The organism is Pedobacter sp. GQ55 (genome assembly GCF_059758925.1).
Genome location: NZ_JCAXEI010000001.1, coordinates 346852 through 362203, shown reverse-complemented (window position 1 = coordinate 362203; position 15352 = coordinate 346852). Strand labels below are relative to the sequence as shown.

7 protein-coding genes are annotated in these 15352 nt (G+C 43.3%); 1 reads left to right on the top strand and 6 read right to left on the bottom strand.

All coding sequences use genetic code 11. The features are described from left to right. Positions 1-14 precede the first annotated feature (14 nt). From AC6CH7_RS01450 to AC6CH7_RS01440, 3 genes are read right to left on the bottom strand one after another with little or no spacing between them, the layout of a single operon-like run. Complete coding sequence (locus AC6CH7_RS01450; RefSeq protein ID WP_498260979.1) at positions 15-2300, bottom strand: FAD-dependent oxidoreductase; 2286 nt, start codon at positions 2298-2300, stop codon at positions 15-17. Beyond that, entirely contained in the window at positions 2290-4299 is a 2010-nt protein-coding gene (locus AC6CH7_RS01445) for a glycoside hydrolase family 2 protein (protein WP_498260978.1), read from the bottom strand. Before AC6CH7_RS01445 ends, AC6CH7_RS01450 begins: the two co-directional genes overlap by 11 nt. Before the next feature lie 13 nt (positions 4300-4312). Further along, on the bottom strand, positions 4313-6187 hold the full coding sequence (locus AC6CH7_RS01440; protein WP_498260977.1) for a glycoside hydrolase family 97 protein: 1875 nt from the start codon (positions 6185-6187) through the stop codon (positions 4313-4315). 169 nt (positions 6188-6356) lie between these two features. Here AC6CH7_RS01440 and AC6CH7_RS01435 point away from each other — a divergent pair, with 169 nt between their 5' ends. Continuing rightward, a complete protein-coding gene (locus tag AC6CH7_RS01435; RefSeq protein ID WP_498260976.1) occupies positions 6357-7370 on the top strand; it encodes a LacI family DNA-binding transcriptional regulator in 1014 nt (337 codons plus the stop codon). Positions 7371-7422: 52 nt separating this feature from the next. Here the strand turns inward: AC6CH7_RS01435 and AC6CH7_RS01430 are convergent, their stop codons facing one another. The 3 genes from AC6CH7_RS01430 to AC6CH7_RS01420 all read right to left on the bottom strand — a co-directional run bounded on the left by AC6CH7_RS01430 (position 7423) and on the right by AC6CH7_RS01420 (position 14873). After that, positions 7423-9045: a RagB/SusD family nutrient uptake outer membrane protein gene (locus AC6CH7_RS01430; protein ID WP_498260975.1), complete on the bottom strand. Its 1623-nt coding sequence runs from the start codon at positions 9043-9045 to the stop codon at positions 7423-7425. A gap of 19 nt (positions 9046-9064) precedes the next feature. Continuing rightward, positions 9065-12142 (bottom strand): SusC/RagA family TonB-linked outer membrane protein, encoded by a 3078-nt coding sequence (locus tag AC6CH7_RS01425; RefSeq protein ID WP_498260974.1) that lies wholly within the window; start codon positions 12140-12142, stop codon positions 9065-9067. Between the two features lie 115 nt (positions 12143-12257). Then, positions 12258-14873 (bottom strand): glycoside hydrolase family 16 protein, encoded by a 2616-nt coding sequence (locus tag AC6CH7_RS01420; protein ID WP_498260973.1) that lies wholly within the window; start codon positions 14871-14873, stop codon positions 12258-12260. Between the last annotated feature and the right edge of the window lie 479 nt (positions 14874-15352).

The following is a 15352-nucleotide window of genomic DNA, read 5'->3' as shown; positions in this document are numbered from 1 at the left end:
TTATTTATTTACGATTAACTATTTTGATAACAACGCACTGAGAATAAAGCTGCAGGTACCTCTCCGGAGGGGTGTTCTAAATGTATGGTAAGGCTTTTAGTGTGTAAAGGTTCGGCCAGTTCAATCACATTTCTGGTTTGATAATTTCCTGTTTGAGTAAAAACAACAATTCCTTTATCATCCCTGATCACATAATTTCTGACACAAAATGGCATTACGTTTTCCGGATGCCCCATCAGTACGGATTCCATGGGATGATCATAGTCGGTGTCAAACAGCAGCTCAATCCTGCCGATGGTTTTAGCTTCGGGCCATGTAATGTTTAGGAAGGGATTTTTATCTGCCCAATCTGCCACCCAGGCATTTGGTGCCGATACTGGCCTGTCTATGCCATTTGTAACATTCTCAGCTTTAAAAGCATCAATGCCGGATTCATATTTAAATGCGATGTTATGTCCTTGGGGTCTGCGTTTGGGGCACCAGAACTCAAACTCATCTACTCCAATATCTTCCGGGGGAGTCTGTTTGCCATAATTAGATACCGCTTCATTAATCGAGTTAAAGACAGACAATAAACCGGTAATTCTTTGTGCCGAATAGACTAAACTAACTGCTGGATTTTTGATAAAAGTGAGAAAGGCATAGGTGTCTTCTTTTAGCTCCGCATTGAATTTAACCTGCAGACAATTCCTTCCTTTTTTGATTGGAAGCGAAATTTTGTCAAGGGTTAGCTCAGGAGTGTGATTCCCATTCTTGCCACTGATCCTGAGGGCTACTTCCAATTCAGTATCCGAGCTTCCTTCCGCATGAAAAACAAATGCCTCAATCTTTCCTGCGTGCATAGGGATCATTTGTGCAACAGAAAACTCAAGCGGATTAATCAGCTTACTTTCAGGAAGTTCGGTAAGCAGTAACTCACTGGATGCGGAAATGACCGCATCGCGAACCAGGTCGAGCTTATCATGTAGTACCAGCCCCGGGATATGATGTCCGGTACGCAGCAATTCAGTCTGCAATTCCGGTATAAAACCTTTAGGATAAATGTCTGCGGGTAACAATTTGTTGTCCTTACAGATCTTTGCTGCTATGGCAACGGCTTGTGCGGCATGCGATGCAGTGGCCATCACTCTGGTAGAACCAAACGCAACATGTGTTGCGCTAATGATCCTTCCAGCTAAAAACAGGTTTTTAACGTTCCTGCTATATAGAGAGCGGTAAGGGATTTGATAAATGCCCTTACTATGCCATTGATTACAACCCGGTTTTTCACTAAACACGCCGTCGGCGGGATGCAGGTCTATACTCCAGCCACCAAAGGCAACTGCATCCTCATGTAACTGCTGGTTCACAATGTCCTGTTGTTTTATGAGGTATTCCCCTTCAAAACGGCGGCTCTCTCTTTTACCCGGTATGGTGCCAACCCATTCCAGTGTCAGGTTTTCGGCTTCCGGAAAATTACCGGAATTTTTAATATAATTCCATGCACCATAAGCCACCTTCCAAAGTTCCCATTTTATTTTTTCTGTATCATGGACAGTATCCAGCCTGCCCCCATACTCCAGCCACCAGAGTTTGCAACCATATTCTTTGGAATTAAAGTTCCTAAACCTCGGCACTTTTGAGATGTCATCAAGCGCATAAGATGGCGCAACAAATTTCACAGGCTTACCGGTATCCTTACTATAGAAATAAAGACTATGGCCCAGCAATTCTCCATATTCTTTTGTAGGGGCAAACAGTTCACCAAATTCCTCCTTGGCTTCGGCGCCCATTCTAAACGCAGCGCCTGCTAAGAAAGCCACAATACCATCACCGGAAGCATCACAAAACAGCGGTGATTTTATGAAATATTCGGTAGAATTCTGACTGCAAAATGCCTTTACCGCTGCGATCTCATCGGAGGTTGATTTCTCTATATCATAAACTGCAGTGTTCAGCAACAAGGTAATATTGGGTTCTGAAACAACCTTATCGAGTAAAACTGTATCAAATATCAAAGGATTTCCTTCCGGGTTTCTGTACATATTCTCAACCATAAGTTCATCTACAACGCCCCCTTCCCTTGCCCAACGGTTATTATTTCCCATATGTGATGTTGCGCCTAACATCCACAATCTGACTTCACTGCTTGCATTTCCGCCAAGAACGGGTCTGTCTTGCACCAGCACAACTTTAAGACCTTGCCTTGCAGCCGTTATTGCGGCACACGTTCCCGATACTCCTCCGCCAATAACCGCCAGATCTGCCTGCAAATCATTGGATTGCAGGGCCCTCTTTTCGCCCCCTTGATTAATGATCATAAACTATATTTTGTTTCATAATTGTAAAGCCTCCTGGTTTTATTAGTTCCAGATAGGCAGGTTTGTCTGTAGCCGATAGGGCTATATTTAATTCCTGGGATTCGCCAGGCTGTAATGTTCCAATTGGGATACGCTTGTTGCCAATCTTTATTTGATATCCCTGCAAGGTATAAGAAGGAAAATCTGCTCTTGATTTTATGGTCAGTGACAATTTCCCATCCCTGAAGCTCCTGATAGCGATCGAAGCCGGTGCAAATTCCTCTTGTAAAAATTGATATGCAGCTCTTAATTCCCGGGCAGGTGTGACCACACCCCAGGAGCGGTACCCATCTGAATTTGACAAGGGGAAGCGGCTCAGATAATCATTGAATGACCAAATAGAGGCACCAATTACATAATCGGTGTTTCTAAAGGCATCAATAGCGGACTTCAAATAAGCGATCCTGTCTTTTTCTGTTTTATTTGGGGTTAGCATGATGCCAAACTCACTGATGTAAACAGGTTTTGATGGGTACAATTCGTGGATATGTGCAATCCATTTTGCATGATTGGCATAGACATTTGCACTTACAAAATCAACATACTGAGAGGCTTCATCCTCCGGCTTTCTAATGTAATCCCTGAAGACGATGTTACTGGCGAAGGTAATCAACCTGGTACTGTCCAGGTGCTTTGTAAACGCACTCATATCTCTGACCCATGCCTGTCCTTCTGCTTTGTGGGAATAAAACTCGTTACCCAGAGAATACGCAACTACCGATGGGTGATTCCAGTCTCTTTCGACCATTTCCTGCATTTGTGACTGAAATTTACCCCGCATCAGCGGGTCGGCCATTTGAGAAGAAGCCAGTTGCCAGTTACCAGCTTCTGTGATGATGAGCATGCCGTTTTTGTCTGCCCAGTCCAGCAAATCTGTTGACACCGCATGATGGGCTATTCTGGACAGCTCCATGCCTGCGGATTTCATTAAAATCAGATCCCTGGTCAATATGCTGTCGGGATCCAAGGCGCCAAAACCAGGATAATCTGCAGGTCTGTTACCACCACCCATTCTTATGGGCTTTCCATTGAGCAGTAACCTTGCGTCTTTAACCTCAATTTTCCTGATTCCAAAATTGCGCTTCAAAGTATCGGTACCGATCTGGGCTGTCATTGTGTATAAAAACGGCCTGTCGTGACTCCATAGTTTTGCACTTTTTGCGGGCATATTGGTTTCCAGGTCTAGCGTTTTTGTTGAGTTACCGGCAACGCTTACTTTCACCGGATTAAACAGTTTTCTGAAGTGTTCTGGACCACTAAAAACATTCAAATTCAATGTTACAGTGGTATCTGAAGCCGATTTATTTTCAATAAATGCTTTAATTTTAATTACAGCATTTCCTTTTTTTAAATCAGGATCTGTCTGAATTTTAATGTTTTTTAAATAGACTGCAGGTCTTATCTTTAGTGTTACAGGCTTGGTAAGGCCACCGTAGTTCATCCATGGATAAACTTGAGCAGCTGCAGCGTTATAATTAGAATCTACTGCCCGTGCCCCCGGGATGGTTGTTCTGTCCCAGGAATTATCGACCATCACCGATAAGGTGTTTTTTGCTTTAAGACTGGAAGTTACGTCCAATTCAAAGGGCGTATAGCCTCCCTCATGAGCCCCTATTTTCTTACCGTTGAGCCATATCCTGCACTTATAGAAAACAGCGTCAAATTTGATAAATGCCCTGGAATTCTGAGGAAGGGGACCGACCTCGAATTTTTTAAAATACCAGGCCGTTCCGGTATAAAAAAAATATCGCTTGTCAACAGAAAAGGAATGTGGAACGGTTACCTTATCCAATTTACTGTCGGGGAAATTCGGGTCTGTCCAGCCTTCATTTGTGCCTATTTTTAACGGGTCCAGCGCAAAGGACCAGCTTCCGGAAAGCGTTTGTGTATTTAGCTGGGCATAAGCACCTGAAGAAAACAGGAGGAGTAAGAAAAAGCAAACGTATTTTTTGATCATCATATATCGGAATTAGCTATCTGGAACTTTTAATTTCCATTACCACACCACCATTAGGTCCAAGTACTATTTTTTTAATACTATTGCTGCTAATGGCTGATGTTGTTTTCAGAAAACCGCCATCAACAGCATCTGTTATGGTAATCGCACTATATTTTTTGAATTTTTTCAGGAAATAAGGCTCCAAAGAAATGCTCCTGTTTTCGGCTGTCCCGTTAATTGCGGCCAGGTACCAGGTGTCCCCCTTCCTTTTGGCAAAGGCAGCGATTTCACCGATGGAGCTGCTTTTCAACACAATCGTTTCATCCCAGGTCACCGGCAGGGTTTTTAGCAGTGGAATGATTTGTTTAAACTGATCGTCGGCCAGTAGTTTTACCGGATTTTCAGCCAGACACTGGAAAGATGAATTGAACAGATAGAACAATGCGAGTTGGTGTGTATTGGTGGTATTGGCTTTGTTGTAAAAAAGACCAGGAGTATAATCACCGTGGCCAAGTACCAGCCTGGTAAAAGGCAGGGCGGCATTGTGCCATGCCGGGATAGGTTCTTTCATGATATTCAGTTCCATGCCTCTGATGCCTTCCCTGGTCATTTCATTGGGATAAGTTTTACTTTCTCCGGTTGGCGGGTGACAACCATGAAAATTAACCATTAATCGTCTTTTTGCACAGGCCTTTAAAAATTCTATTTCAAAAACAATCAGCGCTTTGGCTTCACTATCCATGAAATCTGTTTTTATCCCAACCACGCCGGCAGCGTGCACACTATCGAGAAATGCATCTCTTTTTAAAGGATCCCTCAACGCTTTAGAGTTTTTCCATACCCATACCCCAACTTTCTTATCCGCTGCAAAGCTGCAGATTTGACGTAATTGCTTCCACTTGTCGGGCCATTCTGTTTCCCAGCCTTCATCCAGCATGGTATATTCAAAATTCAGCTGGGCAGCCGCATTGATAAATTTAATTTCCTCCTCTGGATTCATGTAATTTTCATCCCTGGTGATCCAGCTCCAGACTGCTCTCCCTGGCTTTATATAGCTTTTATCAGCATATAACTGGGGATCAGGTTCGGGGTTTAAGTCATTGATCATGGTGTTGTACACCAGACTGTTCAGGTTATCTGCATACAACAAAACCCGCCAGGGGGTCGTTAATTTCCCCTCCACGGTAAATCCATCCTGCTCTGTATAATTTACCTCAAGTACCCGATTGGCCCTGGCTTTGAAGCGCATGCCACTATAATTATACAGTGCCGCCTCAGTAAGCATTACATATCTTTTTCCCGGCAGCTCAAATAACAGCGGCTTTCCCTGCAAGGGGCCCTGGCTGGATATGGTGTTCAGGCTATCCGTTGAGGTTGCCTGCCATAGGCCGGCATAGCTTTTAAGTTTCCAATCACTGTTTCGCTCAAAATACCATACGCGTGATTTGGGAAGTACGAAAGTAGTCAGCTCCCTGGTCACCTGCTGACCTGTATCTGCCTCAAAAACATACCTGAATGCAAGGCCTTGATTTGACAGCCGGAACTCCACCTTATAGGTCCTGTCCGCCTCTTTTATTAAAAAAATATAAGCGTTGTATGCATCCTTACCTTTCCCCGACATGCTCTTCCTAGCCATAGAAATACCGGTGATACCTGTTCCGTAAGACTTGCCGTTAATCACCATGCCCATAGCAGCGGTGTCGATAACGGATTGCTGATCTGCATCTATAGTGTAAGACAGTCTGCCCTTGGTATGAAATATACGGGCAGTAAGGTGCCCCGAAGGACTGTGCATCGAAATTTCAGTATTGGGAATTGCCGCTTTTGCTGCAGAAAAAAGAAACAGCAGGCAGATAATTGCTATCGGGTTTTTCAAAATTGATGTTCTAATCTCCGTTTTCAGGGACATAATTTACAAATGGTTAGTTCAAATATAGCATTCAACAGGTGGACACTACACCTTTCAAAAAGGTTATTATTTTGGGAACGGTCCCAATATTAGGGAACATTCCCAAACCATTTTCCCTTTTGAAATATTAAGTATTATATTTAGCAATACTGAAATTCGCAAGGACCCAATGAAAAAACACCAGGTAACCATTATTGACATTGCCAAGGCGCTGAATCTTTCGAAATCGACCGTTTCAAGGGTCTTAACCGGCCATGCTAATGTAAGCGCCAAGTCAAGGGAAGCGGTACTGGAGCTGGCAGAAAAACTTGATTATCAAAAAAATATGCTTGCCATCAGTCTGATCAGCAAGAAAAGCAATACCATTGGCATCATTGTTCCTGAATTTTCGAGCTCTTATTTCCCGCACATCATTATTGCGGCCCAGGAGGTGGCTACTAAGGCAGGTTACAATACCGTCTTTAGTCAGTCAAATGAAACCTATGAAACTGAGGTTGCAAACACAAAAGTGATGCTCGCCAATCAGGTGGATGGTATTCTTATTTCCATCACAAGGGAAACCAAGAACTACGATCATTTAAAGATATTTGAAAGAAAAGGCATTCCGATCGTATTTTTTAACCGTGTCTGCGATGAGATGAAGGTACCCAAGGTAATTGTAGATGATTTTGAGGGGGCATTTCATGCCGTAGACTACCTGATAAAAAGCGGGAGAAAAAGGATTGCACATCTTGCCGGGCCACCTTCTTTACGGATAAGCGGGCGCAGATTGGAAGGATATAAATCCGCCTTGAAGAAAAACAATATCGCTATAGATGAGGAACTCATTATCGCTTATGATCTGGAGATTTCAAAGGTAAAGATCTATGTTAACCACCTGTTAAATCTGGAGGATCCGCCAGATGCGATTTTTGCCGTGAATGATCCTACAGCGATAGAGGCCATTCAAGTTATAAAAAAGAGAGGGCTGAAGATCCCGGAAGAAATAGCCATCATTGGGTTCAGCAACGATTATGCCTCGGCCCTGATCGCACCTTCTCTTTCGACTGTAGCACAGCCCATTTCAGAAATTGGGATGACTGCAGCCCAGTTGTTAATCGAACAAATAAACAGGGATGTAAGCGAATGGAAAGCGGTGACCAAAGTATTGAAAACCGAGTTGATCCTGAGAGAATCAACCTAAAAATCTGTTGACATCCAACCTATTAAATTGGAATGTCAACAGACAGCCTGTACTATTTTATAAGTTTGTTGGCATCGGTTTCTGTTTTCGGAATTGGCCACAAGTATCCTTTGGAGGCATCAAAAGCGGTACGCTGTAAGGCTGTACTCACTTCGTAAACGATACCAGTGGATGCAAATTTGGTGAGCTTTGCCGGATTAAAACCCTTAAGGTCCTTATAGCTTTCTGCACCCGTCTCCCACCGCATGATGTCATTAAGTCGTAGTCCCTCAAATGCAAACTCCACTCTTCTTTCATGCCTGATGATATCTCTCAGGGTCTGCGCGGAGAGGCCTGATCCCTCTACTGTCTCCACTTTGGGCATCATCACACTGGCACGCTGTCTGACCTGATTGATCAAAGAAAAAACATAGGCTTCGTCATACCCGCCTTTTTCAACCAATGCTTCGGCCTCCATAAGTAAGATATCCGCATACCTGATTATAACTGGATTTACGCCCGAAATACCGGGCACATTATAATTCGTATACTCTACATATTTCCTGACCCTGAAGCTGGTGAGATTGGCTGCTTTCTTATCGGTTGGATAAAACACACCCGGAGCCTTGGTCGTTTTGTCATAAGAGTCAATGGTGTAAGGTGTAACTATGGAGAAATGCATCCTGGGATCGCGGTTTTGAAAACGATTGTCATACCCCCCATTTTTAACATAATTAGATGGGGATACCAGATCCGAAACCCTCACCGAGGGGTCATATAACTTATTGGCAGTATTGTTTATAGATAAGCCGTTTGTAGAATAGAACTGTTCATATAAATCATGGGAAACCTGGTAACCTGAGAAGAGGTAAAATCTATCGTACCAGGAATTGGAAAGCCCTTGTGGCAATGCATTGGTTTGAAACTGCATGTCAAAAATCGTTTCGAGATTATCTGCTTCGCCTTCAGGCAGGAACATCGTTTTATACTCCGGCATGATCTTGTAATAACTCAAAGCTTTTACTTTAGCACAATACGCTGCTGCCTCCTCGTATCTTTTATTGTAAAGGAGTACCCTGGCCTTAATCGCTAACGCTGCGCCTTTGGTTGCCCTTCCTTTTTCAGTAGCAGCATAGGATTTGGGGAGCATTTCGGATGCCTCTTCCAGATCTTTAAGCACCAGCTCTACTATTTCCGCTTTTGGCGTTATGGCTTTATTGGCTTCTTCAAGACCTTCCGGCTTCAGGCGCATTGGCACACCACCAAAAAAGAAAGACAGATCAAAATAGGCAAGTGCACGTAAAAAAGTGGCTTCTCCTTTATACTGTTTATAGGCAGTTTCCGATAGTTTTACATTATCAATATAAGCAAGAACGGTATTGGCTCTGAGGATCATTTTATAATCCCTGGTCCATTTGTTTACGATGTAACTTGTTTCATTGTTGTATGTCCTGTTCCACATATCTCTGTAATCCGGGAAGTAGCCATTGTCGACGATGAAATCTGTGTAAATTGGTTCATTCTTGTCGGAGATGTAGGCTCGGTAAATTCCATTTACAGCTTCTTTGATGTCATTCTCTGTTTTAAAATTATCAGGGGCAAGAAAATCTATTGGCTTCCGGTCGAGAAAGTCCTTTGTGCAGCCGAAAATCAGGCAGGCCATGAAGCTTAAAAGTATATATTTTATGGTTTTCATATCATTCACAATTAATATTTTAAAAATTAAGGTTTAGGCCCAGTGAGTAAGTAGCTACCTGCGGGTGGAAACCTGTGGTAACATTTGTCGAACTTCTTTCCGGATCAAATCCGTCAGGGAAATCCGAGATCAGGAACAGGTTCTCGGCATTGAAAAATATCCTGCATCTGCTTACTTCAAACTTTTTCGTAAATGCGCTATTTAAGGTATAAGACAATTGCACACTTTTGAGCCTGAAATAAGAAGCATTGTAAATGTTATAGCTGGTGATCAGCGCATCGCGGCCTTTGTCTACATATATCCGTTGGTATTGAGCTGAAGGATTGTCATAAGTCCAGCGATTGGCAACCGTACTGGTCAACAAAGGTCCTGTGGTGTTATAAAAAGGTGCGATCAGATTACCGTTCATATAGGCATCTGCACGGCCCGTACCCTGTCCGATAACATTGAGACCGAAGTTCTTATAGGAAACATTTGCAGAAAACGAATACTGGAACTTAGGAATCGGATTGCCTATAATGGCCTTATCGTCAGGGTTGATCACGCCATCGGGTTTAACATCACTGATTTTGATGTCCCCAGGTGCCGGATTACTCATTACCGCTGAAACATTAGGCATGCCTTCCTTTAACACATAGGCTCGACTTCCATGTGGTACAGAAGGATCACTGTTATTTTGCCAGTTGAAGTCAGACACCTGGTAAATACCATCTACCTTGTACCCGTAGAACGAGGAGAAGGCCTCTCCAACAATGCTCCGGTTAGTGACACTATGATCTACATAGGGCAAACCACCTAATGAAGTCAGTTTATTGGTAATATAACTGGCGTTTAGGGTAAAGCCATAATTTATTTTCTTTGCGCTTACTCCGGAATTATAACCTACACTCATCTCAATGCCCTTGTTGGCCATGTCACCAATATTCTGATAAGGAAGTACCGAGACCCCCAGAGATGGCGGAATGGTTACACGGGCAAGAATATCGTAGGTTTTTTTATTAAAATAATCAAATGTGACATTCCATTTATTCCATAAAATCATGTCAAATCCAGCATCAAACTGTTCGGTGGTTTCCCACCTGGTATTCTTATTGGCCAGGATTATGGTACCTCTTCCCGGTACAATTGCATTTCCAAAAGCATAATATTCTGAACCACTCATCTGATCGGCAAATGCGTACTGGGTGAATATGTTCTGGTTGCCGAGTTTACCCCATGAGCCCCGTAATTTCAGGTATACATTCTTTTTTAAACCCTTGAAAAATTGCTCTTCACTGATCCTCCATCCTGCGGAGACGGAAGGAAAGTTGCCCCATTTTTTTCCATCTGCAAAGCGTGAGGAACCATCACGTCTCATATTCAATTCCAAGAGGTATTTGCCGGCAAAGGAATAGTTAATCCTTCCAAATAAAGAGGCCGTAGCCGTTTCATTTGCGGCGCTGCTTAAGAACGGCGAAGTTGGATCTCCATAATTGAATATCGGTTGATTGGAGGAAAGGTTTTTAACACTTCCTGCATCATAATTATAGATCATTTCCAGCCGCTCATGTGCCGCGAGAAACTTAAAGTCATGTTTATTTTTTTTCAGGGAATATTCCAACGTCGCCAAAAAGGTGTTCAGGTCACTTTGTGAATTCCTTTTTTCGAGGCTTGACTCCCTGATGTTTATGGCTGTTTCCTCATAGGTGCCAGAAGTATAGAATTGAGGGCTGAAATTTACGTAATCTGTTTTCAGCTTGTTATTGCTTAACAATATCTTTCCGATCAGATTTTTAATGGGTTCTATTTCAACACTTGCCCTGGAATTCAGGTTATTTAATTTGTTATCTGTTCCCCCTCCAAGGTTCCTTGCCCCTAAAAACCTTCCCGGATAACTGTACAGATTGGGGTTGCCTGTAAGGGTATCTATGGATTGAATAAATGCGGTAGGAAGAGAGCCTGAAATTTCCGACAATACGGTATTTGTTGGAGAGATCAGTTCTTTACCCTTTTCTGAATAACCTACCAATCCCAGATTAATTCTCAGTTTATCCTTAAGAAAGCTTCCGTTCAGGTTACTGTTGAACGAAAGTCTTTTAGAAGAGGTACCTGTCAATATTCCATCCTGATCCTTATATCCCACCGAATTAGAGAATTTATAATTCTTTTCCCCTCCCCTGAGACTTACATAATGGTTTTGCATGTAGGCCTTTTTATAATATACATCATACCAATTGGTATTGGGAAAATTAGGGTCGGTCTGACTTTTAAACAGATCGAGCTGCGCCTGCGTATATATAGGTGTTAAGGCTACATTTGCTCTTGCTTCATTTAGTAAAGAGGCATAGGTGTATGCATCTACAGTTTCGGGTAGTCTTGTTGCATTTACCATCGACCCGGTTACGTTGTATTCGACCTGGAGCCCTTTTCCGGTACTCCCTTTTTTTGTTTCGATGATAATTACCCCTGCAGATGCCCTGGAGCCATAAATTGCAGCCGATGCAGCATCTTTTAACACAGAGACCGACTCTATATCGTTTGGATTAATGTCGTTGATGTTTCCCTGAACACCGTTAATGATGACCAAAGGATCGTTGTTGTTGTCGATGGAAGAAACACCCCTGATCCTGATTTGCGAGTTGTCATCTCCCGGTCTGCCTGAGTTCTGAACAATGGTTACCCCGGAAAGCTTTCCTTGTAAGATCTGATCGGCGGAGGACAGTGCCCTTCCTTCAACCTCCTTTACCGACACCGTACTTACCGCACCTGTCAGGTTTGCTTTGGTCTGCGTTCCATAGCCAACAGCTACAACTTCTTCCAGTGCTGTAATATTTTCCTTAAGAATTACATTTATAACAGTTTTTCCACTGATGTCAATTGTCTGAGGCATGAAGGACAAGAAAGAGAAAGTGAGCGTCCTGGCACTATCGGGAACTTTCAATGTATAATTACCCTCCATATTGGTGATTGCGCCTACATTACCGGTATTGGCTCTAACGGTAACCCCGGGCAGCGGTTTATTTTGCTCATCAAGCACCTTTCCTGAAACGGTTTTCAGTTGCGCGTAGGCATTGATGGTTACAAAAGAAATAAAAATAATGGCTAATAGTTTTCTCATGTTTGTTGTATTTATATCCGGCCCCTGGTCTGTTGATTAAGCATTGCAGTGTCCCCGGGCTTATAATTGGTTTAGATTGGTTTGCTTTGATATGGCTTTGTGCGGAATATACTCATCATTGACTAAAAAACTTATAATGCAGGGTTCCCTGACTTGTTAAAAAAGAGGCTGCATAATAGCCTGGAGTCAAATTCCTTACGCCGATTATCCTGGAGGTTTTTTCCGGTTCGGTCCTTAATTCATTATTATAGATGATTTGCATTGTTCTTAGGTTAACGATTTTGAGTGGTCCCTGGAGCCTAAGTTTTGCGGTCACTACAACCTCAAGCGCATCACTGCCCCCGGAATGGAACACCCGCAAACTTGCGTTTTTTTCTTCAGGCTTACTGGTATCGATTTTAGTTGTCTGGGTTACGCCAGCGGTGCTTGTATCGGGCGCTAAAGCCAGCCCTCTGAAAATCATATTGGCTGGTGCTATTGCCAGCAGCACAACAGGAGAAGCGGCAAAACTCGTATTGTACCCGGTAGTATCAGTTATGGAAACGAGCTCCCCTCCGGTTGTTAATCCGCTGTTCTTCCTGGTGGCATATAAAACGACCTTGTTGCCGTTATATTTACCCGTCAGCCCCCTATACAGATCTGAAGCGGCACCGATCTTTCCGTTTAACATCCACGTTTCTCCAACAAGTGAATATTTAGACAATGCGCTGGCGCCCTCATCTGCCACATACATCACATCCAGCCCGGGCACCGAGCTATTCAGGTCTGCCAGAAAAATACCATAAGGGCTTCCTGCTGCCGGGGGTATGCCGGGCAAATTGCTTACCGTCTGACCTGCACTTATGGGTAATCCTACCCCGATCTGCACGATGCGTAAGTTGGTTGCAGTAGTAGAGCCATATAACTGGCCATCAAAAATGTTGAGGCACCGGGCAGTTGTAGTGGTAATCGCTGTAGAAGCAGTTGAGCCTACGGTAGTATACCGGATTCCATTGTTGCCACCGGTTGTCCAGATGTCTGTACCGTTACTGGTAACCGCTGACCGAATCGTTACCCCACTAAATGTATTGAGACTGGTTGATGTATTTACCATGCCATCTGCGCTGACCAGACCGACAATTCTTTTTACGGCTGAGCTTGCCGATGTACTTACCCCGGCCAGACCTGGCGCCGCATCATATCCTGCCAAAGCCAGAAACCTCCCGTCAGGAGAACGTGATAAATAGCCCTCGGTTTTATCGCTTGATGAAACAGGTAATGTCAGGCGTTTATTCGTACCTGTTACCACTACGGGCATGGCAACGCTTCTGACTAAAATACCCGCATCGGTATACTCGTCCAGAAAAACACTTGTTGCATTTCCGGAAGTCAATTGGCTTACACCATCCCCTATTCTTAAGACTGCAATATTACCCGCTGTAAAGGGTTGTCCGCTACCGGCGGGGGCAACATGTGCTACATTGCTAATGGCCCCAATTCCAATGGGAACAAAAGACGTATCTGAAGTTAACAGGAATTTATCGCATCGTGCAAAATTCTGGGAACTGTCAAACAACTCAAATGTGGCAGTATCCTGAGGCAAATCATAAGTACCTGCACTTTGCCAGGCATAGCCATTCACACCATGGTTGCCAAATTCCCCGGGAACCGGCTGGCCATTTAACAGCACCTTAAATTTTCTCGTACCTGGGGCAGTGCTGAAATCCCTTGACCTTACCCAAAGCTTGTAAGTACCAGCACTGTCCACCTTGATTCCGGTGACGGCTGTAAGTTCGCTGCTGTCCCGTCCTGCAACACGTTGCGTATATCCTTTAAGAACCACCATATTCTCATCCAGTTCCTTGGTCCAGTTCATCTTATTCTTAAAATCTTCCGCTTCAATCCACAGGTCTTTTCCGCTGGATTGAACGGGTAATCTGAGGGAATCAAGATGTGCAAGGAATGCGCCTTTACGTAAATTATAATTCGCCGGCGATATTTCATAGCACCTCAGATAATCAAAAAAAACTGCTCCCGAATCTGTCGGGGCTGCTTTTTTAGCGATGCAGGTGAGCCATAAATAAAGATCATGTTTGGGCAAATTCCGGGTATCAATCGTTTTAACGAGATTTCCGTTATAGAAATAATTAAGATAATCCTCGGTGTATTCAAACCCGAAAATGTTATACGAACTGGCTAAATTTTCCGGTGTAGTGCGGTAATCTCTATTGGCATTCCCCGTAAATGGAGCCCATTGAATAGCCCCGAAGGTGTAGTAATTATTGTCATAATCTGCATAATGCTCAAAACAGTCGATCTCCAGTTTATCCATATTTTCATATGCAGGATTCAGGTCATCAAAACCACTCTTCCAGGAAGACCAAAAGGCTTCATGCCATCCTTCTCCACCATCAATTTTTACGCTAACTTCATAGTAGCCATACCTTCTGGGGGTTTTGGTAATTATGCCTCCGGCGGTATATTCTTTCCCTCCATAGGATTGTTTTAGCAGGTTGATGCGGGCTTTTCCGCTATCCAAAACAACATTTTCCGGAGTTAAGTAACTGAATTCGGCGATACCTGTGCGGTATTTCCACATCGTAGTATCCAGCTCAGGGGAATTAAATTCATCAGACCAGACAAGCGTATAACCGGCAGGTGCCTGAGCTTTAAGCTGAAAATGAAAAAAAATGAGGATAAATAATAAAAAGGGCCATGTCCCCCCTAAAGGCAATAGTAAAGGTCTTTTCATTAAAGTTTATAATTTGGTCGCTTAAATTTGTCCAAATAATTCATCAACGCAGTACAGATTAGCATTAATTTAACGATGGGAATGTTCCCAATTGATGGGAACATTCCCATAAAAAAGACCGCTGATGTGAAATACCCGTTAATCTTAGGCGTCTCCTGTTCAAAACTGAACAACAAATGACTGCTATCGAACAAAGATCTATAGGAAAACCCTACCTGCTCCATTTAAAAGCCTGTTTAACCTTATGGTATAAAAATGGAAACCACGTTCCCGAAATCAAACCATGCCACCATGTTTCAACTCAACCTCAAACTGGCCCTGCGCAACCTCTGGAAAAACAAGTCTTCCTGTCCTGCATTTACTTGTCGTTTTGTATAATCCTATTTCTGCTTTACATCCATTTTGGTGATCAAATGAATTTCCCAGTCTCTCCCTCCTCCCAGAAATATAATTACCTCCCTGCCATTGATGGGAGTAGA